Origin of the sequence: Candidatus Nitrospira allomarina (assembly GCF_032050975.1) — a bacterium.
Lineage (GTDB): Bacteria > Nitrospirota > Nitrospiria > Nitrospirales > UBA8639 > Nitrospira_E > Nitrospira_E allomarina.
This window is the reverse complement of record NZ_CP116967.1, coordinates 1,963,631-1,984,857: the sequence shown is the minus strand read 5'-3', so window position 1 is coordinate 1,984,857 and position 21,227 is coordinate 1,963,631. Positions and strand designations below refer to the sequence as shown.

21 protein-coding genes are annotated in these 21,227 nt (G+C 50.2%); 14 read left to right on the top strand and 7 right to left on the bottom strand.

What is annotated here, in order from left to right; translation table 11 throughout:
• Positions 1-63: 63 nt before the first annotated feature.
• From PP769_RS08755 to secA, 6 genes are all read right to left on the bottom strand, one after another.
• Positions 64-588: a complex I 24 kDa subunit family protein gene (locus PP769_RS08755; RefSeq protein ID WP_312646697.1), complete on the bottom strand. Its 525-nt coding sequence runs from the start codon at positions 586-588 to the stop codon at positions 64-66.
• A gap of 86 nt (positions 589-674) precedes the next feature.
• A complete protein-coding gene (gene nuoD / locus PP769_RS08750) occupies positions 675-2,426 on the bottom strand; it encodes an NADH dehydrogenase (quinone) subunit D (protein ID WP_312646696.1) in 1,752 nt (583 codons plus the stop codon).
• A gap of 59 nt (positions 2,427-2,485) precedes the next feature.
• Positions 2,486-2,965, bottom strand: a complete 480-nt coding sequence (locus PP769_RS08745; protein ID WP_312646695.1) for an NADH-quinone oxidoreductase subunit B — start codon at positions 2,963-2,965, stop codon at positions 2,486-2,488.
• 116 nt (positions 2,966-3,081) lie between these two features.
• Positions 3,082-3,453, bottom strand: coding sequence for an NADH-quinone oxidoreductase subunit A (locus PP769_RS08740; protein ID WP_312646694.1), 372 nt, complete (start codon positions 3,451-3,453; stop codon positions 3,082-3,084).
• A 73-nt stretch (positions 3,454-3,526) separates the two neighbouring features.
• Positions 3,527-4,591 carry a class I SAM-dependent methyltransferase gene (locus tag PP769_RS08735; RefSeq protein ID WP_312646693.1) on the bottom strand — a complete coding sequence of 355 codons (1,065 nt, stop codon included), beginning with the start codon at positions 4,589-4,591 and terminating at the stop codon, positions 3,527-3,529.
• 373 nt (positions 4,592-4,964) lie between these two features.
• Entirely contained in the window at positions 4,965-7,685 is a 2,721-nt protein-coding gene (gene secA / locus PP769_RS08730) for a preprotein translocase subunit SecA (protein WP_312646692.1), read from the bottom strand.
• 285 nt (positions 7,686-7,970) lie between these two features.
• Between secA and PP769_RS08725 the strand changes: the two genes are divergently transcribed.
• The 11 genes from PP769_RS08725 (at position 7,971) to PP769_RS08675 (ending at position 17,463) form a co-directional block, all read left to right on the top strand.
• Complete coding sequence (locus PP769_RS08725) at positions 7,971-8,264, top strand: hypothetical protein (RefSeq protein ID WP_312646691.1); 294 nt, start codon at positions 7,971-7,973, stop codon at positions 8,262-8,264.
• 279 nt (positions 8,265-8,543) lie between these two features.
• Positions 8,544-9,131 carry an energy transducer TonB gene (locus PP769_RS08720; RefSeq protein ID WP_312646690.1) on the top strand — a complete coding sequence of 196 codons (588 nt, stop codon included), beginning with the start codon at positions 8,544-8,546 and terminating at the stop codon, positions 9,129-9,131.
• Between the two features lie 37 nt (positions 9,132-9,168).
• Positions 9,169-10,221 carry a tetratricopeptide repeat protein gene (locus PP769_RS08715; RefSeq protein ID WP_312646688.1) on the top strand — a complete coding sequence of 351 codons (1,053 nt, stop codon included), beginning with the start codon at positions 9,169-9,171 and terminating at the stop codon, positions 10,219-10,221.
• The gene (locus tag PP769_RS08710; RefSeq protein WP_312646686.1) at positions 10,218-11,108 is read left to right on the top strand and encodes an energy transducer TonB; all 891 of its coding nucleotides are present in this window, start codon (positions 10,218-10,220) and stop codon (positions 11,106-11,108) included. Before PP769_RS08715 ends, PP769_RS08710 begins: the two co-directional genes overlap by 4 nt.
• A 27-nt stretch (positions 11,109-11,135) precedes the next feature.
• Entirely contained in the window at positions 11,136-11,723 is a 588-nt protein-coding gene (locus PP769_RS08705) for a MotA/TolQ/ExbB proton channel family protein (protein WP_312646685.1), read from the top strand.
• 91 nt (positions 11,724-11,814) lie between these two features.
• Complete coding sequence (locus tag PP769_RS08700) at positions 11,815-13,308, top strand: amidohydrolase family protein (protein WP_312646684.1); 1,494 nt, start codon at positions 11,815-11,817, stop codon at positions 13,306-13,308.
• Between the two features lie 90 nt (positions 13,309-13,398).
• Positions 13,399-13,713 (top strand): hypothetical protein, encoded by a 315-nt coding sequence (locus tag PP769_RS08695; RefSeq protein ID WP_312646683.1) that lies wholly within the window; start codon positions 13,399-13,401, stop codon positions 13,711-13,713.
• A gap of 112 nt (positions 13,714-13,825) precedes the next feature.
• Positions 13,826-16,048, top strand: a complete 2,223-nt coding sequence (locus tag PP769_RS08690) for a TonB-dependent receptor family protein (RefSeq protein WP_312646682.1) — start codon at positions 13,826-13,828, stop codon at positions 16,046-16,048.
• 180 nt (positions 16,049-16,228) lie between these two features.
• Complete coding sequence (locus tag PP769_RS08685; RefSeq protein WP_312646681.1) at positions 16,229-16,639, top strand: ExbD/TolR family protein; 411 nt, start codon at positions 16,229-16,231, stop codon at positions 16,637-16,639.
• A 14-nt stretch (positions 16,640-16,653) separates the two neighbouring features.
• Entirely contained in the window at positions 16,654-17,016 is a 363-nt protein-coding gene (locus tag PP769_RS08680; RefSeq protein WP_312646679.1) for a hypothetical protein, read from the top strand.
• A 240-nt stretch (positions 17,017-17,256) separates the two neighbouring features.
• The gene (locus PP769_RS08675) at positions 17,257-17,463 is read left to right on the top strand and encodes a helix-turn-helix domain-containing protein (protein WP_312646678.1); all 207 of its coding nucleotides are present in this window, start codon (positions 17,257-17,259) and stop codon (positions 17,461-17,463) included.
• 78 nt (positions 17,464-17,541) lie between these two features.
• Here PP769_RS08675 and PP769_RS08670 read toward each other — a convergent pair whose 3' ends face one another.
• Positions 17,542-17,736 carry a hypothetical protein gene (locus PP769_RS08670; RefSeq protein ID WP_312646676.1) on the bottom strand — a complete coding sequence of 65 codons (195 nt, stop codon included), beginning with the start codon at positions 17,734-17,736 and terminating at the stop codon, positions 17,542-17,544.
• Positions 17,737-18,041: 305 nt separating this feature from the next.
• On the opposite strand from PP769_RS08670, the gene PP769_RS08665 reads away from it, so the two are divergent.
• The 3 genes from PP769_RS08665 (at position 18,042) to PP769_RS08655 (ending at position 20,588) form a co-directional block, all read left to right on the top strand.
• Positions 18,042-18,788 (top strand): hypothetical protein, encoded by a 747-nt coding sequence (locus PP769_RS08665; RefSeq protein WP_312646675.1) that lies wholly within the window; start codon positions 18,042-18,044, stop codon positions 18,786-18,788.
• A 203-nt stretch (positions 18,789-18,991) separates the two neighbouring features.
• Entirely contained in the window at positions 18,992-19,309 is a 318-nt protein-coding gene (locus tag PP769_RS08660) for a hypothetical protein (protein WP_312646673.1), read from the top strand.
• A gap of 391 nt (positions 19,310-19,700) precedes the next feature.
• On the top strand, positions 19,701-20,588 hold the full coding sequence (locus PP769_RS08655) for a vitamin K epoxide reductase family protein (protein ID WP_312646672.1): 888 nt from the start codon (positions 19,701-19,703) through the stop codon (positions 20,586-20,588).
• Positions 20,589-21,227: the final 639 nt, after the last annotated feature.

The following is a 21,227-nucleotide window of genomic DNA, read 5'->3' as shown; positions in this document are numbered from 1 at the left end:
GTGAACGGGCAGTTATAGATAACTCATGAATTGCTTAACGGCTATTCCCTGCAAAGACTTCTGTCATTTAGCAAAGGGCTGAGGATACATGAAGGGTCCTGTTTTAAGCGAACAGGTTCCGTCTTGTTTTAAATCGTCCAGGACACGTCCGACCTTTTCTTCGGATAATTGTTCATAATAGTCATCATTCACTTGCATCATGGGACCTGTACCACAGGACCCAAGGCACTCCACCACGCTGAGGGTAAAGAGATTATCCGCCGTTGTCTGACCCTGTGCAATGCCCAGTTTTTTCTGGATCCATACCACCACATCATCAGATCCGACTAACGCACACATCAGCGATTTGCACACTTGAAGATGAAACTTTCCGATCGGCTTGAGATTAAACATGGTATAAAACGTGACGGTCTCAAACACTTGTGCCGGCGTCAAACCCAAAATTTTGGCAATCTCCTGCATGGCCGATTCACTCACAAATCCCTCTTCCCGCTGCGCCAGGTTCAATAACGGCAATAACGCCGATCGCTTGACAGGATAGCGGGATAGAATATCATCCACTTCGTTTTTGAATCGCTCAAATAGCATAGAACACTCGTAAGTTGAGGAGAGCAGTCAACGCGCAATGGCCATGGTGTCGGTAAGCTTTTACCTCCATCACACCATTCTCCATGTTATCGATCGCATTCCCCCATCACAATATCGTACGTTCCGAAAATCGTGACGATATCCGAGATTAAATATCCACGGGCCATATGATCAAATGCCCCCATATGAATAAAGGAAGGAGATCGGATTTTCAACCGATAGGGACGCGAACTTCCGTCACTAATGATAAAAAATCCCAATTCACCTTTAGGCACCTCCGTCGCACAATACGTTTCGCCCTTCGGTGGCTTAAACCCTTGCGTAAAGATAATGAAATGATGAATCAGACTTTGCATATCCCTCATCACCTCTGGCTTGGGCGGTGGAATGGCTTGAGCATCGACCGCCATGATCGGCCCCTCAGGCATTTGATTGAGGCATTGTTCAATGATGCGGGCGCTTTGCCACATTTCTTCCATTCTGATCCAATACCGGTCGTAGGTATCCCCGTCTTTTCCAAGGGGCACTTCCCAATCCACTCGATCATACACGCCATACGGCTCCAACTTCCGAATATCGTAGGACACTCCGGACCCACGCAGAACCGGCCCTGTGCATCCGAAATTGATGGCATCCTCCGCAGAAAGGAGTGCCACACCTTTTGTGCGGGCAACCCAAATTCTATTTTTTTGCAAGAGCGTGTCGTATTCCCGAATGTGTTCGGGAAACGTTTTCAAAAAACCCCGGAGAGTCGTAATAATTTCCGGCGTAAGATCTGCATCCACGCCTCCAATCCGGTAATAATTCAATGTCAGACGAGCGCCACACAATTTCTCAAACATATCCAACAAGATTTCACGCTCCCGGAAGGTCCAGAAGAACACGGTCATCGCCCCAATATCCAGGGCTTGTGTTCCCAGCCAGAATAAATGACCAATGATACGTTGCATTTCGGCAACGATGGTCCGCACATATTCCGCCCGTTCCGGAACGGTCATATCTATCAATTTTTCTACGGCCCGCACATACGCATAGTTATTGGTCATGGCGCAGACATAGTCCAAGCGATCGGTATGCGGGACCATTTGCATATACGTCAGGCCTTCAGCCAGTTTTTCCACTCCACGGTGCAAATATCCAAGATCGGGCGTGGCCTTGCTGACCCGCTCACCATCCAACTCCAATACGACTCGAAGCACACCATGCGTACTGGGATGTTGTGGACCCATATTGAGAAGCATTTCCGTCGTGCGTTTGGTGTCACCCGGATGATCCTCCGCCATGAATTGATGGCGTTGATCATCTGACACCTCGGATTCCGACCATTCGCCGATCGGTTCATCCAACCTGGGAAGAAAATCGAACCGGCTCCTCCACCCTTTCCCTTCGGCCGGAAAATCTTTTCGTAACGGGTACCCTTCATCATAATCATCAGGCATCAAAATTCGACGAAGGTCGGGATGCCCGGTAAAGCGGATGCCCATTAAGTCGTACACTTCACGTTCCAGGAAATTGGCCCCTTTCCAGATCCCACTGATTGAGGCGATCTCCGGATGATCCTCTGTCACGCGCGCTTTAATCCGGATGCGGGTTCCATGGGGAAGGGAGAGAAAGTGATAAATAACTTCAAATCGTTCGAGGGCATCAGGATAATCCGCCGAACAGATATCGGTAATATGATCCAACGCCATCGCGGGATCGTCATGGAGAAATTGCGCAATTTCCGGCCAATGGTCGGCTTGCACTTGTGCCCACAAATCCAAACGCACAGGATCCTGCTGCGCCGTCAGCACAGCCTGAGGAAAGCGGTTGACCAGAGATTCGAGAAAAGCATGCATAAATCTGATGTGTTGCTGAATCGTGGAATATCGAAAGACCGTCTACACAACTTCCAGAGCTATTTCACGAAGTATTTTTCTTTCTGAATTTTTTCTTGGAGCTTAATGAGACCATCCATGAGTGCCTCAGGTCTTGGGGGACAACCTGCGATATAGACATCCACCGGGACAATTTGATCCACACCCTGAACCACACTGTAACTATTGTAATGATTTCCGGATGTCGCGCAGGATCCCATGGAGATCACATATCTGGGCTCCGCCATTTGATCATAAATTCGACGAATCACCGGTGCCATTTTCCGACAGACCGTTCCAGCCACAATCATCAAATCGGACTGACGTGGTGACGCACGAAACACCCCTGCTCCAAAACGATCGATGTCATACTTGGAAGACACCGAGGCGATCATTTCAATCGCACAACAGGCTAACCCGAAGGTCATCGGCCAAAGGGCTGATTTCCGGCACCAGGCAATACAATAGTCCAGGTTGGTCGTAATAATATTCGGTTCAAGCTGTCGTTCAAGCATCCCCATAAGATTACCGTGGGTACCTCAATGTTTTGTATGAAGCTCGTTGCCTACCCCCAAAAGATGGGGGTGCCATTGTACTGGGTGGACTCCGGTTTTTTCCAGGAGAAAAGAACTATTTCTTAATCCCAATCTAACGCACCTTTTTTCCAGGCATACCAAAACCCCACAATGAGAATGGCCAGAAACACCCCCATTTCAACAAGGCCAAGAAGGCCAAGTTTCTTAAACACCACCGCCCATGGAAATAAAAACACGACCTCAATATCAAATATGACAAAGAGCATGGCAATGATGTAGTAGCGCATCGGAAACTGCACCCTGGCGTCCATAAACAACGGAGCGCCACTTTCGTAGGGAAGCAGTTTCGCCCGATAGGGCCGGCTCGGACGGACAATCCACCCCACAACCAAGGACCCGACTCCAAACAGTGCCCCGAGAACCATGAAGATGATGATGGGGAGATAATTAAAGGGAACCGGTTCACTACCCATAGATCACTCTCATTCCAACATGAGTTATACTCACTACCCTACATCCGCTTACCATTTTTCTTCTCTGCCTTCTTCAATTCGAGAACACCACGTCATCAAAAAAAGCCGGATAACGCAACCCTTGAAGGGCGAAAGCCTCCATCCCTTTTCGCTGAACCAGAACCTTAAACGTTGTCCCCATACCATGCGGACGTAATAAATGCGCTAACGCCCTTACATCATGGGACTCCTGATCTTGGTCTCGCACCAATTCTTCGACTCCTAACCCGATCAGCCAATTGGCCATAGTCGTCAATCCGACGAGATCCAACCCATTGGCCATCCCAACGCTTGCCAACGCGGAAAAGTTGACGTGAGCCGTCATATCCTGCTCTCCAACCCTTACATACGGATCGGTTGAAATGGCATGGCGATGATAACATAAAAAGGTCCCGTCCTTTCGGTCGGACCGATAATAATCCCGATGCGTATGACCATAGTCGACGGTCATGACAATACCGCGGTGTAAAAGGCGAGCCACTTGCTTCATCCAACGCTCAGCGGCAAGATGGAGTTCGGAGGTTTGCCCTTCACTCAACGCTATCTTATGGGTCTCGATGTATTCGATCAATTGCGGAGACAAACGATGATCCAGACATTCAACAAAACGCCCGCGTTTGTAGGCCACACATATTTCATGAAGGCGTTGGTCAGCCATTCGGACCCGGTGGACAGGTAACGCATCAACTAATTCGTTGGAAAAGACCACTCCGGTTATGGAATCCGAGTCAATCTCCTCTATGGCAGCCTTCCAACTCAGGTGACTTTCCCCCCACTCCATTCCTAAGGTGCCGAGCCTGGCTGCCTGACGCGATTGGAGATGGGAACTCCGCTCGATGATTTGATAAGAGAGGCGGTGAAAGAAATCAGAAGCGATCGTTCGGCATTCTTGAATGAAATCGAAGGCAAAGGTTCCGTTCCCTGCTCCAATCTCCATAAAAGTAAACTGAGGGGGATGGCCTAACTGGTCATCGATAGCCAAAATCTGGCGAACCAATGATTTCGCCAAAAGTGGGGAGAGTTCAGGTGCAGTAAAATAATCACCATCCCATCCGATTCGGTCTGAGGAGGAGAGGTCAGGTTCAACCTTTTTGGTCATATAATATCCGTGTGGAACATCGTAGAGGGCCAATTCCATAAAACGCGCAAAACTTATGGGCCCATGAAGGCCAATTTCAGACAAAATCTTCCCGATAAGCTCTGACTTACTCTGTATTTTCTGTGATTCGAATGGCACGAATGGACTATGGTCACTCCTTCAATATGCCTATTGAGAATCGGTTACGATAACGGCCTACCTTCAGCCAAGTCAAGCAATTCTGTACTTTTTAAGCCAATAAAAAACAATAGATTCAATACGTTATGGACACGAACCTGGTGAGGATAAAAAGGAAGAGAAATGGTAAACAGAAAGGGAGTGCCGTCACAACAAGACCGGCATCAAGGGTTAGAGAACGGAGGGCTTTCAGTCGTTAGGTCCCATGGCATTTCTTGTATTTTTTCCCGCTGCCACATGGGCAGGGATCGTTCCGCCCGACTTTCTCTTCGGCACGTTGAACGGTACGCTGTTGAGGAGTGGCAGCGGATTCACCTCCGCGGTTCAAATTTAATTGTGCCGGGCGGGGGGTTTCCCGCTCAGGCTCAGGCCGTTCCCCGCGAACCAATTGAAATTTAAAGAGCCGTTCTAAGGTGTCATTTTTAATCCGTTCCATCATACCTGCAAACATGTCATAGCCTTCACGCTTATATTCGGCAAGGGGATCCTTTTGCCCATACCCGCGCAGGCCGATTCCATCCTTCAATTGGTCCATTCCCCACAAATGATCTTTCCAATGATGGTCAATCATTTGAAGCAGAATCGTGCGCTCCACATAATGCACTAAATCCTCGGTGGCGCCATGCTCATGAATTAAGGATTGGACTTTGTTTCGATAGGCCTGCTTTAATTTTTCTGGAACTTCTTCCTTGAGCGCGTCTCGACCGACGTCTTTAATCTCATCAGCTTGAATCACATCCACACCGAATTGTCCCTGCACCGATTCGACTAATCCCGCAATATCCCATTCCTCGGCATATTGCTCCTCAGGACAATAAGTATCGACGAGGCGCTCGCCCACTTCCTCGATCATACCGAAAACGTCTTCTGTCACATCGGTGGCATGTAACACATTCCGACGATGTTTATAGATAACCTCCCGCTGCTTACTCATTACATCATCATATTCAAGAAGGTGTTTGCGAATTTCAAAGTTATGGCCTTCGACTTTCTTTTGCGCGTTTTCAATGGATTTGGTGACCATCCGGTGCTCAATGGGCACCCCCTCCTCCATGCCGAGCTTGAGCATGAGGTTTGAGACCCGTTCAGACGCAAAGATACGAAGCAAGTCATCTTCCAAGGACAGGAAAAAGCGTGAGGACCCAGGATCTCCCTGCCGACCCGCCCGGCCTCTCAACTGATTGTCGATCCGACGGCTCTCATGACGCTCGGTTCCGACGATATGTAACCCTCCAGCAGCCAACACTTCCTTTTTATTCTGATCACAAGCGGCTTTAATTGTGGCGTAGGCTTTTTGTTGCTCCTCCTCCGTCAGATCTTCCCCCCGATAAATAACCTGTTGTTTAAAAAGCGCTTCAGCATTGCCTCCCAATAAAATATCGGTGCCTCGGCCGGCCATGTTGGTCGCGATAGTCACCGCACCCTTTTGCCCCGCCTGGGCAATAATTTCGGCTTCTTTTTCATGGAATTTGGCATTCAAAACATGATGCTTCACGCCACGATGCTTCAATAAGGCCGCAAGACGCTCGGATTTTTCAATGGAAATCGTGCCAATCAGAACCGGTTGACCCTTCTCATGATACTCTTTGATCTCGTCGGCAATGGCTTCGAATTTTTCTTTTTCCGTCCGGTAGACCACATCCGGATTATCAATTCGAATCATGGTGCTATTGGTGGGCACCACATTCACTTCAAGGTTGTAAATTTTCGCGAATTCCGCAGCTTCGGTGTCCGCTGTCCCAGTCATGCCCGCCAGCTTATTGTACATACGAAAGTAATTCTGGAAGGTCACGGATGCCAGCGTCTGGTTTTCGTTGGCAATTTTCACCCCTTCTTTAGCTTCCACAGCCTGATGAAGCCCATCACTCCAGCGCCGTCCCGGCATCAATCGACCGGTAAACTCATCCACAATCATCACCTCTCCATCTTTCACCACATACTCGACATCCCGGTGATAGAGCACATGGGCCTGGAGAGCCTTAATGACGTGATGCACCAAACTCAGGTGTTTCAAGTCATAGAGATTATCGACACCCAAGAGTTTCTCAACATGCGCATTGCCTTCCTCGGTCAACGACACTGTTTTGGTTTTCTCTTCAACCGTATAATCCTCTTCCCGTTTGAGGTGAGGAATTATTCGATCCACTTGGAAATAAAGGTCAGTGCTTTGTTCGGCGGGCCCGGAAATAATCAGCGGCGTTCGAGCTTCGTCAATGAGAATACTGTCAACTTCGTCAACAATGGCAAAGTTCAACTCCCGTTGAACGCCCTGACTCAAATCCGTGACCACGAGATTATCCCTTAGATAATCAAAGCCAAATTCATTATTGGTCCCGTAGGTAATATCGGCCCCATAGGCCTCACGTCGAGAACACGGTCGAAGGAATTGCAACCGTTTATCCGGGGCATCATAGGTCGGATCGAATAAAAACGAGGCGTCATGTTGAATGGTCCCGACTGACAAGCCTAAGCCATGGTAGAGCGGTCCCATCCACTGGGCATCCCGCTTCGCCAGATAATCGTTGACGGTAACCAGATGAACCCCTTTTCCCTCCAAGGCATTTAAATAGACGGGAAGGGTCGCGACGAGGGTTTTTCCTTCGCCCGTGCGCATTTCAGCGATGCGGCCCTGATGCAAGACCATACCCCCTAACAACTGTACATCAAAGTGGCGCATGCCAAGCCGGCGCTTGGACATCTCCCGGCACACAGCAAACGCCTCCGGGAGCAAATCGTCTAAGGTCTCTCCGGCTTCCAGTCTTTTTTTAAAAATTGAAGTCTTTGCCGCCAATCCCGCGTCATCAAGAGGTTGCAACGAACCTTCAATTTCATTGGCTCGAACCACCAGTGGCTTGAGCCGCTTCAGCTCTCGATCATTTTTGCTTCCAAACAGGATATTTAATAGACGAACAAACATATCGACCTTACACCTCGGATACAGAAATAGGGTTGGAGAAACTCACGATGGATAGGGATGAAGGACTAGATACACCTTTCCAAACCGTACAGTTGTCTTAGTATACCGAATTGCCTGTGGGAATCAACTCAGGAGAAAGGGATTTATGGCGGCAACCGCTCATCATGTGTCAAACGCCGACACGATGCGGAGGCCAGCCATTTGCTTGACAGAATCTTTGGTATTTCCCTAGCATAAGCTTCCATTATTAGCGAGGGTTTCAGTCGTTTCTGATCTGTAGATACCATGACCTATCGAAAAAGTCTGACCATAGTTTTTATTCTGATGCTCTTCCTCATCATGGGGAGCATGCATCGGACCTACGCTTCGCATATTACGGACCATACCCATCATCACACACCCACAACCCACAGTACTGGAGTCTGCTCCTGGATGTGCGCTGCGGCACAAACCATTTCGGGAAACCACCTGGATATTTCCCCCAGTTTTCAACTCCTTACCATCATTGAATGGCCATTTCCTTCAGTCCCTTCTCTCGTTTCCACTCATTTTCTTACAACCAGAGCTCCACCCCGGTAAAATCAGATTAAGTTTGTCTCCTAAACCGTTTTCACCAAAGCCAGTGGAGTTGGAGAACGGTTCCCCAGAGCGCGATCAGAGAAGGTGGCTACGTATATCTTCCTGATCAGGAGAGACCGAACGAGAGGGAAACTTCTTAAGGGGAGAGTGATTTTTTTACCGGCAAAAACGCTGGCCGGGTTTTTTCTCGATATGCCGATACCCGAAACAATAAAAAGATAAACTGTGGATATAAGGCAACACGACCAGTCGTCAAGTTACTTAAGAGGAAGAGGTCTAATGGTACGTCGGCACAATATGATGTTCTATATTTTTTTATTTCTCTGGTGCACGCTGACCTCCAACCCAATTTCTTTGGCAGGAAACCCACCTGAAACCTCAGAACCTATAGAAACACTAGAGGTCATTGAAGTGACTGGGGCAACGGTGACGAAAGCCAGTATAACCTATTCATTTCCTCTGCCCTCTTTCGAACCCTCATGGCCAACCACGACCTTTTACCACCATGCTGTTCCCGATCTCCATTTCGTCGACCTGCCACAGCCGCCTATGCCACGTATTCTCCTGGACCAGATTGGTACAACACGCGGGCGAAAGACAAGTGTCAAGCCCCTGAAAACCGAACGTCCTCTCTATCCGAGAATGGCCAGGGAGCAGGGCTGGCAGGGGAAGGTGGTGCTACGAACGCAGATAACCGCCGATGGCATAGTCAAGAATGCCACGGTTCAAGAAAGTTCGGGATTTTCTCTCCTGGATGAGAGTGCCGTGCAATCGGTAAAAAGCTGGTTATTTGAACCAGCAAAAAATGGAGAATTCGCAGTTGCGTCCACCGTGGATTTACCCATTCGATTTGATTTGCTTCAATAAACCTGTGGAATATTGCCACTATTAACAAGGTCAGCCCATGATAACTCTTTTCCAAAAACTCAGACTCATCGCGGTTTTTCTTTTCCTCACCCATATCGGCATGGGCAGCCCCTCAAGTCAGGCTGGAGAAGCCCATGACCTTCTGGCTCAGGCCTTTTCCTCCTATGAAAACCAACAATGGACTGCGGCCATTGGCCCCTTAGAGCGCGCGCTGACCTTGTACCCGGGATACGCTGAAGCGCACCATCTGTTAGGATTAATCTTCAGTAATCTTGATCAGCCTGCCAAGGCCATCATGGAGTTGCAACGGGCGGTGGAGGCCTATCCCCAATTTGCTCAAGCCTATGTGGATCTCGGTTCTATTTACCAGCAACAGGCCCAATTCCCAAAAGCCGAGCAATCATTCAATCTTGCCTTAAAGGCCTATCCCAAGTTTGCGGAGGCCCGCATCGCGTTGGCAGCCTTTTATGATCACCAACAACAAGCGCAGCAGGCCATCAAGGCCCATCAGGCCGTCTTGGAACTCCAGCCACATCGCGTCGATTCGTTATACGGCATCGCCTTTTGGCTGGCCCAGGAACAAAAGCCTGATGAAGCCCAACGTTACGTCGACCAACTGGTCTCCCTCCATCCCACGTATGTCAATGGATGGTTAATGGCCGGATCACTCGCTCAACAATCTGACCACGTGGACAACGCCATTCAGGCCTACCAACACGCCGTCAAATTAAACCATGATTTAGTCAGCGCCTATTTCAACCTAGGCATTCTTTACCAGCAAAAGGAAGCCTTCAAGGAAGCGGCGCAAGCGTTTGAACAAGTCACGAAACTTGATCCCAACAATTCGGAGGCGCACGTCAATCTGGGAGTCGTCTATGCAGCCTTATCAAAAATTGATCAAGCAGAGAAGGAATATCAAACAGCCTTGTCCTTGAATGATCAGTTGGCCGAAGCCCACTATAATCTTGGCATGTTATATGAGTTTCATCGCAATACTCCGCAAAAAGCTCTCAAACACTACGAAGAATTCTTGAAGCTTGGGGGACAGGACGAACGAATTCAAACATTATTACAACGGAGCAAATCGTGAACTCCACGTTTGAAGATTCCTCTTCTAATGTGAACAATCGGGTTTTCCTACTGAGCGCTCTGGGCAGCGCCATTCTTCATGCGGCCGTTCTTGCAGCCCTGGCCTATATTCCAAGTCCTCCGGCATTGGATGACCCCGCCCCCACGGTTCAGGTGACTTTGGTTCCGGCTATTCAAGAGATCAGTCCCACCCCACAACCGATCACGAAACCCCTCACGCCAATCACACCACGTGCAAGGCCAACGCCACCGCCCCCCCTGACCGAACCTACCCCGCCCAAGCCTGCGCCACCGATGCAGGCATCGATCAAACAGACCCCATCCAAACCTCTGACTCCTCCGCCGCCTCTTCCTCAGGCACAGCCGATGCTCAAAGACACGCGAACGGAGCAGGCCATGAAGAGTCGTCAAATGATGAAAATGGCCGTGCCTTCTCAACACCAACAAAGGCCTCCGCTTTCAACAGCGCCGCCACAGCAGGAACAACCCACTGCCAGAACTCCCTTACCAATGAACAATCGCGAACCAAGAACCCAACACACACTGCCGCCTCCGCCAAGCCCGGCGGCTCGTCCCGCATTAAAAACTCCGCCGCCAATGGCGGCCGGAACCTCAACTTCCAAGCCGAAAATCGTGGCCTCATCCAAGCCATTGTATCCCCGTGTGGCGCGTGAGTCTGGTTGGGAGGGTACGGTTATTGTCCGAACGTTGATTACCGCCGATGGCGCTCCGAGCCAGGTAGAAATTCGAAAGAGCTGCGGTCATGAAGCTCTAGATCTGGCTGCCCAAGAAGCCATTAAAAACTGGAAATTTCTGCCAGCCAAAGACGGGAACATCCCCATCGCCAAATGGGTAGACATCCCGATTAAATTTGACCTGAATAGTTAAGCCACGCAAAAAGAAGGGAACCGAGGCATGATTCAATTACTAATGGGTGGCGGATGGATGATGATCCCCATCTTAGGCTGCTCATTGTTAGCTCTGACCATCAGCATCGAACGTGGATTCCAATTCCGATCGTTGCGGTTTAGCCGCTTGGGGGACCGGATGATCAAACTGGTTGAACAGGGAAAATGGACCGATGCGCTGTCCTTGGCTGAACAACGTCAGAGCCCCACACTCCGCGTGCTTGCGGCAGGGATATTCCATCGAGACCAACAGCCTGACAAAGCCATGGAAGCTACGGGAATCGCCGAGATCTCTCGATTAAAGCGCGGGTTATCCGTTCTAGATACGGTCATCACGTTGGGACCCTTACTGGGACTACTGGGGACAATCATTGGAATGATCGATTCATTCGGCATCATGTCCAAAACAGGGCTCGGCAATCCCCACGCGGTCACAGGGGGAGTGGCCGAAGCACTCATTTGCACCGCGGCAGGAATTGGGGTTGCCGTCATTACACTCATTCCTTACAACTTATTTCTTTCCCTGGTCGAACGTGAAACCGAGCGTATTGAACAATATGCCACAAAACTCCAGTCGTTTCTGGGACATTCCTAATTCCCGTCTTCAGAATACGTGCCGTCATGAAAGCCCAGGACAACAACGCAGCAGGATCGCGGTCATCCACCGGAAGGTTCACTCAATTACCATGCCTGAAACCAATCGAGGCGCAATCGTTGAGGCTGAAAGACAATGGGATCTAAGAAAACAGGCGACTCATGCCATGTTGTACATGACTACCCTGTTCCTCATTGTTGGACTAGGATTGGTGGGATGCAGCACGACCACTCATCCTCCACCAACTCCAAGTTTCGAATCAGTACACGACAGGAATACGGCCAAAACCTATGCCTTTATCAATGGGCAATGGTTTGATGGGCAAGGCTTCACTCAGGACACCTGGTATGCCGTGCAGGGCTCACTTACCCGTTTGCGGCCCAATTCTGTTGAACAGACCATCGATCTGAAGGGCGGTTTTGTCGTGCCGCCGTTTGGTGAAGCCCACACACATAATGTCGAAGGCGCCTGGAACATCGACCAGGTCATCAATCATTATGTGCGGGATGGTATTTTTTATGTGAAAAATCCAAATGCCATTTCCGAATTTGTGGAACAAATCCGCGGTAAACTCAACACACCAACGACCATTGATGTCGTTTTTGCTCATGCCGGCCTCACCGGGCCTAACGGTCATCCCATCGATCTTTACGAAAACATGCTTCGCATCCATCGATATGAACCGGTCATTGGTAAACGTGAAGAGGGTTGGTTCAACGGTCGAGCCTACTTCCCTATCTCTACACTGAAAGATTTCAAGGAGCAGTGGCCGACGATCATGGCCACCAATCCGGACTTCCTGAAGCTGTATCTTGCCGACTCAGAACATTTCGGAAACGAACCTCACTCGGTTACGCATGGGTTTCGAAAAGGGCTGGATCCTCAGCTCATCGCCCAGATTGTCGCGCATGCTCACCAGGAAGGGTTGCGAGTTTCCGCACATATTGAAACAGCCGCTGACTTTCGGGCAGCCATCCAGGGGCAAGTCGATGAGATCGCCCATCTTCCAGGGTGGTTTCTCCCTTCACCCACTCAACGATCAGCCGTGCTGTTAACTCAAGAGGATGCCCAACTCGCGGCCGCACACCGGACCGTGATCATCACGACGACCGTCGCAGAGCACTTTCATCCGGCGGGACATCATACCAAGACGGAAACGCATCTCCATTCTCTGGCAAGCTCCAAAGAGCATATACAACAACCAGTGGAAAATGTTCTTACTGTTGCTACGGAAATTCAGGTGGAAAATCTCAAACTATTGCGTCAGGCAGGCGTCACCATTGCCATCGGGAGCGACCATGCGGAAACAGCCCTCGCGGAGGCGCTTCACCTACATCAGATGGGAATATTTGACAACCTGACCTTACTGAAAATGTGGAGTGAGACCACTCCTCAGACGATTTTCCCTTCCAGGAAAATTGGACGGTTAGACGAGGGATACGAAGCCAGTTTTCTTGTCTTACAGGGCAATCCGCTTGAGGACTTCAAACAGGTTCAAAACATTATCTTTCGTCTCAAGCAAGGTTTCCCTCTTTCATGGAGCGAAACTCAGAATGCAGATGCCACAGGCAAACATGCGCATTAACCTTCGACTCCTTCTGAGATAACCAGGATTTTTTAAGGCACAAGACATACAAGCTTCAACATGCCTGACAAGCTATCGAGCCTTCCCATAATGCCGCGCCCCCTTAAACTCCTTTCAATCATCTTCGCAGTGGTGTATCTCGCGTTGGTGAGCATAGCCACGTATTGCGTGGCATCTCATGAGCTCCACCATTCTCCAATTAATCATCATTCCAAAAACACCAGTTCCCATTCCTCGCTCTGCTCATGGGCCTGTCAGGTCAGTTCGAAAGCGAACTCGTCCGACACGACCCACAAGGCACTTCTTACCCTCACCCTATTTATTGTCGGAGTCGTCTACCTCTTTTTCAGAATCCCGATGCAGGCGACCCTGAGTCCGACTCTCGCTCGCGGCCCTCCCGTTTAACCAAAGTCCCGCGTTTCAGAACCAATCCATATTTTTTCTCCATCAGGGCCAGGCCTTTGTTTGCTCTGATCTTGATCTATTTCCATAGGTTCCGGAAAGGATTTATGCTCCGATGAACAACCACAAATGTGTGATATTTTCCAATGTAATCATAAGCGTGATGATTTTTACGTTGACGGGGTTTTTTCTGATCCAACCTCCATTCAGCAGGGCTGACGAGCAAATTGAAACACTGCCGACACTCACCGTGGAAGGAACACGGATCGAGAACATCGATGCGGTCAAGGAAGAGCTGGCTCGTCGGCCTGCCAGCACCATCCTGATCCCGGAAAAGGAAATCGAGGAATCCCGTGCGTTTAATTTAACCGACGTCCTTCAATTTGCCCCGGGTGTGCGATTCCAATCCCGATTCGGCGCCGACGAGGGCCAATTCCAAATTCGGGGGACTTCCCTCAGGAACAACTTTCATCATCGCGGTATTAATATTCTCATCAACGGGATCTATTTCGGCGATGCGGACGGGTTCTCCGATTTCGAATCCATCGACTTGATGGCCTATGAACGTATCGAGGTATATAAAGGGTCCAACGCCCTCCGGTATGGAGCCAATACCCTGGGAGGAGCCATCAATTTTGTGCCCCGGACGGGCTACAACGCCTCCCTCTTCCAGACGCGTGGAATGGCTGGAAGTTTCGGCCTCTATTCGGGGCAAGTCTCCAGCGGGCAGGTGACCAAACCATTTAAGGTCGGCACCATGGACACCACAGCCGATTACTATATCAGCGCGTCGGGCAATCATCAGGACGGCTTCCAGGATAACAGCCAACAAGCACGCGGACGGTTAAATGCCAACTTCGGATTTCAGATCGGCGATCACCAGGAAGTGCGCGCCTATATCCTGGGAGCCGAGGTGTCAGAAGCCCTCCCCGGGTCGATCACCCAAGCGCAATTGGATTCCAATCGAAGACAGGCCAACACCTTGGGGGGAATCAGTCCATTTTCCTGCGGTCCAAACGAGCCCTGTAAATGGGGGCGGTACTATAGTTATATCCGGGTCGGGGCCGCCTATCGCAACGAATTCGCCGCCAACCAGTTTTTTGAAATTATCCCCTATTATTCCTACCAGTACCTGGATCATCCTATTTTTCAAACGATCGTCCAGGACAACTATAATGTGGGAGGGGAAATTCGATACGTCAATTCACATCCTATTTTCGGGCATGAAAACAAGTTCCTCATTGGCAATCAGCCACGATACGGGGACACGAATCAACGGCGTTTTGTCAATAATTTAGGCAAACGCGGGATTCAGACCCAAAATCTCACATTGGAGACGACTAATCTCAGCACCTACCTGGAAGACCAATTCAATGTAACCGATGATCTCCTTGTTATTGCAGGCGGACGCTGGGAATACAGCATCCGGCAGGGCAGAAACCAACTTTTCAGTCCCTTTACGGGAGATTTAAGTACCAGCGATACCGGTGTACGTCATTTCAATGCTCTTATCCCAAAGATGGGGCTCGTGTACCAAACCACCCCGACATCGCAAATTTACGGAAACGTCAGCCGTGGGTACGAACCCCCCATCAATGTTGAATTGACCTCATCGATCAACCCCGACGGTTCCGTCCCCACCAGCCCCTTCATCAACCTGGATGCGCAACGGGCCTGGCAGTTTGAAATCGGTACACGAGGCAGCACGGCGGATAACCGCTATACCTGGGACCTCACCTTCTATAACCTGGAAATGCAAAAGGAAATTCTGACGTTTAATGTCAATAACCAACCGACCTATCAAAATGCCAAAGGGACGCGACACACAGGCATTGAAGCGGGAGGCAGCATGGTGGTGGCCAACGGGCTGCTAGCTCAGGGTCCGAAAAACCAAAGCGACACGATCACCGTTCGAACCGCCTATACGTGGTCGTTATTTAAATTCACAGATGACGTGTACGGAGGAGGAGAAAATGGAACCCAAAAATTCTTGGTGGCCAAAGACGGCAATCGGGTTCCCGGTGCGCCCGAACACCAACTTGCCGGAGAAATACGTTATGACCATCCGGCGGGGTTTTTTATCGCGCCGAATTTTGAATGGATCATCGCCGGCTATTACGTGGACAGCTTAAACACGGCCAAGAACTCGGCCTATTTCATCGTCAATTTGAAGGCAGGTTATAATTACAGTAAAAACCTGTCCATTTTCGCAGAGGGACGAAACCTGTCCGATCAAACCTATGCGGGTGCTGTCGTCGTTAATGACAGTCTGGGCCGGTATTTCAACCCAGGTCAGGGAATCAGCGGGTTTGGGGGAATCGAATGGAAATTCAATTAATCGATTCATTCTAGACCCCATCGTGCAGGTATATGGAATATTGAGGTTGTCACACCTAGTTCGTTATTCTAGGTATGAAGCTCAATGGGCCAACAAATTAAGGTATGACGATTTTTTTGGAATTCAATACACCCTATTTGATAACCTGTTCACACTAACGAACTGGGCAATGAAATTCGCATGAGACTATCTACCGTCACACAGAAGAAAGCCCGCATCGAAATCATTCCGATGATCGACACGATGTTCTTTCTCTTGGTGTTCTTTATGATCGCGACATTGTCCATGACCATTCAACATGGGATGCCGGTCAATTTACCGACCGCCGACTCGGCAACGGATAAGGTTCCCGATCAAATCTCCCTCACACTGACCCATGAAGGAACGCTGTATTACAATAAGGACCGTATTGCACTCTCGGAACTGGAAATCCGGCTGACAAGCCTTCGGCAAACCGACTCGGACCCCTCGGTCGTCATTAACGCCGATGAACAGGTCCCCCACGGTCAGGTCATTAAGGTCATGGATATCATTCGATTGGCCGGCATTCCCAACATGGCAATTGCCACAAAACCCAATTCGGAACCCTAAAAAACCCGGATCCCATGAAGCACCCCTCACCAATCCCATCCACCAATCTATACTCTCGATTGGCACCTTGCCTGATCGTGCTATTGATTGGATTACACGTCCTGCTTCTGGGTGCGGGGGCATTCTGCGCTTCAAGGTCCTTTGACCCCAATTCCACCCATCATTCCCACCCCGCCGAATCCCTCTCTCTTCTTTGCTCGTGGGCCTGTCATGTCGCCCAAATCGCTTCAGGTGCCGGTTCGATTCCTCAATGGTCGGCGCTGGTTCTTCTCCTCCTGCTCTGGGCTCTGAAACCCGCATTCACCTTTCCTCGAACCTTCCCCGTGCACACCTTCTCTCCTCGCGGCCCGCCCGTTCGTTTGTTGATTCATGGATAGATTGGGACTCTCAACCAATCCATCTCTGAACCCTTATCTCAAGAGCAGCGTTTCGTCGTGAGCAGAATGGTTGATGCTTGAATGATCTCCATTCCCCATTAATTTGTTGTCTGGCGCTCCAGAAGAAACCACGCTCAACCCGATTGAAAACATTTCGTGCCGGTCTCCTCTGTCAACAACCGGACACGAACACCTAACGTTAATCATATGACACAGCATATATGCTGCGGAAGGAGAACCATGGACAAACAACTCTTGCGTGTCGGTGAAGCCGCTCAAACCTTAAATGTCAGCCGATGGACTATCTACCGATGGGTTGAAGAAGATCGCCTGAAGGCGACAAAAATTGGGAAAGGCAGCTTACGAATTTTTCGGGATTCTATTGATACGTTGATTCAACAAAATCGAAAAGACCATTGGGAGTTCGCTATTACGGAATGTCAATGAGCATGAAGTGAAATGTTGCATCGATGAGTACTCGTCCGTAGACACTTTGCAAAGGAACAGCTAGCCTGACGAGAGAGATCATCGACATTGATGCTGAAACCATAGACCACGATGAGGAAAACCACTCCCACACAGTCGCTTGCCGCGTTCATGCTCAGCATGTGCTTCCTGCTCGTAACCGGAGGCCTTGCCTATACGACTCCGCTCCACATACACCACGGGCATCATGATCAGCAGACTCATGGGAACAGTTGGTGTAGCTGGGCGTGTCAAGCCGGGCAAGGCCTTCAGACGCTGTCAGCCGACATTCCCCGTACGTTTTCGCTGTTGGGCGTTCTAACGCGATTTAAACCAACCGCACCGGATCTCTTCCGCCATCATCATAGACCTTCTCGTGCTCCTCCCCGTTTTCTCTCCGCCTAGATTTGTCGTCTGATCCATAACAGCTTCCCTTTGATGAAAGAGGAAGTTATCGGTTCTCTCATAGTCTCAATCTAATTGTGTGTCTCGAACAGACGCAGAGACCCGCTCATTTCTTCTACGCACACTTTGGGCATAGGCATTGGAGGCACTCTCACATGTGGTATGGTTACGTTAACTTTTCCCGATTCCCCTTCCGTTTTATACTTTTGATCGTCCTTCTCATGGTCATTCCAGGCTATGGGTTCGCGAATAATCAGGACATACTTCCCCTTCGATTAGATCCACGCCCCTTCAGCCCGGCCCTCTGTCAAAGCAGCGGCCACGACAAATCCATCAGGATTCAAGTGGCAAAATATCGGGATCTCGTCATTCGCCGGGTTCCCGGACAATTTGTGCCTTCTCAGTCGAGTGAAGCCAGAATCAAACAGTATGTCCATTTCATCAGAATGCAGGATTTAACCGACGGAGTCGTCAACCAAGGCGCGATTGCCTTTGATCGAAATTATGCCGTGATCTTTACAACAGAACACCCCGAAGGAATTGCGCGGAGCAAGTTTATGGCCTCACTCCCCGAACCTCAACAACAAATGGGAAATGCCGCTCTTAATACATTTTTGCACCTCCGTCAGGTCTTTTACGCGGCCATCGATACCTGCCGTCCGTATCCACCATTTGTCGTATACGGTACTGACGAGGAAATTGACCGGATTGAAGCGGCCAGGCGGACATTCGCCCAGCGGGTTTATCAATTCAATAGCGATCCCACGGCATCGTTTGCATTCACCTGGCATGAAACCGGTATGGCCGATGGATTTATCGATCCCGATGCGGGAATGGGCACAAACGTCAGTTATCAGGCGATGAACCCATTAAACTTTTATGTGCCTTCGGAATATCCCTAACCTAAAAAATTCTGGGAATGAGGGCGGTATACAATACGGACCACCTCGCTGTAGCAACCGGCAGTACCCATCTGTAGACGGGCTGTAGGGTCCATCGTATGCTGGTGCCACCGTGACAACGTTCTGGATGTGACTTATAACAATGTGTCGGTTCCGTCAACCGGACGAGATATCAACAAAAAAGGGGAAGAAACTTGGAGAGAATGAGTATCACGTTTCCGGCTTTGGTGGTTCTAGGGTGTGTATCCACCAACATGCCAATTGCGGCACAATCCGGCTCCACACCGAAAGACGGGGAATTAGTCTTTCCGGCCGCTTACAAATCCTATGCCGCCTTTCTCCACGGGATTCAGAAATCGGACGCTATCCGCGACCTCTATATCAACCCCACCGGGGCAAGCGCAGGAGCGGGCCACCCGTTTGCCAATGGCAGCATTCTCGTGATGGAAATCCACAACGCCAAAAAAAAGCCGACCGGTATGATGAATATTCCGGGTTACGGGCGGAACACATCGGCGTAGAACATCCAGGGACGGACCGGCCTCCTACCTTGGACGAGTAGGGTGAAGGTGGTTTGCGCACCTGCAGCCTCCTAGGCCTTCACCCTACTTCTATGCGCACCTCATCTCTTCCTTCCTCAACACAGGACAACAGCGCCCAAATACATTCCGCGGCACATAGTTTCGGCATAGGGCCTCAAGATTCCTAAAAGACCTCCAAATCCCTTATCTTACGCCGAACCTTGAAGCAACAAGCCGTTTGGAGTTTTGATTCTGTGATCAGCAATCCATCGTGAGGAATACCGGCCTGACATGACCTTGGCAAAAGTCTCCGCTAGTTCGGGAGTATTTGATTGATTGTCGGGATTTCAATGGCAAGAAGCCCATGATACACTCGTGCCCGAGGCACGCCATGGCAAAATCCAAACGACAGACACAATCAGTCGGCCCTGAAACAGCAAGAAAGCCATCTAACGCTCCGTCTTCCATGTTCTCAGGTTCGAAAGCCCTACTCGACCTTCTCATCATTATTCTGGCCGGCGCCGGACTAGTATTAACCGCTTACCTGACCTATATGGCCTCGTTCGAGGTTCATCCGGCATTTTGCAGCGAGGGCTCGGGCTGCGACATTGTGCAGAGCAGCCGATGGGCCACCTTTCTGGGAATCCCCATGGCCTTGTGGGGCTTCGTGACCTATGTGGTGATCGCCGGGCTCGCCTGGTTAGGCCGTGGAAAATCCGGTAGCGGATCGGTGTTGATTTACGTGGCTATGAGCGGATTCGCGGTTAGCGCCTATTTGACCATCATCTCGGTCGTAGAAATCGAAGCCACCTGTCCATATTGCCTGACTTCATTTGCCATCATCACGATTATCCTTGGCCTGGCTCTCGCTCGACGGCCTCCCGATTGGACGAAATCCCTCAAAGAGGCAGTCGTGATCGGCCTTGTCCTCGTCGGCGGGCTTCATTTGCATTATAGCGGGGTGTTCGACGCAGCCGCCGGCCCGGAAGATCCCCAACTTCAAGCCTTAGCCATCCACCTCAATGAAACCGGTGCCAAGTTTTACGGTGCCTATTGGTGCCCACGCTGCCAGGAACAAAAAGCCGAATTTCTCTCGTCCGCCAAGCGGCTTCCTTATGTGGAATGCAGTTCTGGAGGACGAGGAAGCGCTCTCACCGCTCCCTGCGTCAAGGCTGACATTAAAAGCTACCCCACGTGGATTATCGGTGACCGCCGTTTAACCGGCCTCAAGACCCCGCAAGAATTGGCACGGGCCTCCGGATTCGATTGGCAGGAATAAACGATCCGGCTTTGCCCTCGCCTCCATCTCATCAAGCCTCTGTTGTCGGCCTTCCCTGTACCCAAACATTCCCGACTCCGGAAATTACCGATCCACCGCATCAACCCTTTGGGGCAACATGATCCCGAGCCATTTGCAGGATTGTGTGCCCATGGGATAACGGTTCGTAACATAGTGACATTCGCCGGGAGACCGGGATGGATCTCTGCTTTTCTGCTTCTGAGTGTAGTCCTAAGAGGTTGTGGAACGGATAGCCATATGCACTCCCGAGCAGCTTGCTCGGTTAACCATTGGGACGACAACCCAACACGTGCGGAATCACCTTGGAGAACCAAAGGAAAAAATTATTGTCTTTGAGAATGAGAGGAATTGTACAAAGTGGACCTATTTACTCACGACACAGTTCATAATCTTCATACCGGGCGCCCATCAGGGTCACGCAAGTTCCGATTACCCGTCCTCACCGCCAAACCACAGAAGTGGGGATTATCTTCGATCAGAATGGCCTCGTCACAGAAATTCGGGAAAGAATTTTACAGAGAGCGTCATCATCGCTTCCCCCAATAAGACACCCTTCCGAACCACGATGAGGGAGAACACGCATACGCGAGTTCTCCCCCGTCACCGGAGTCCATGACG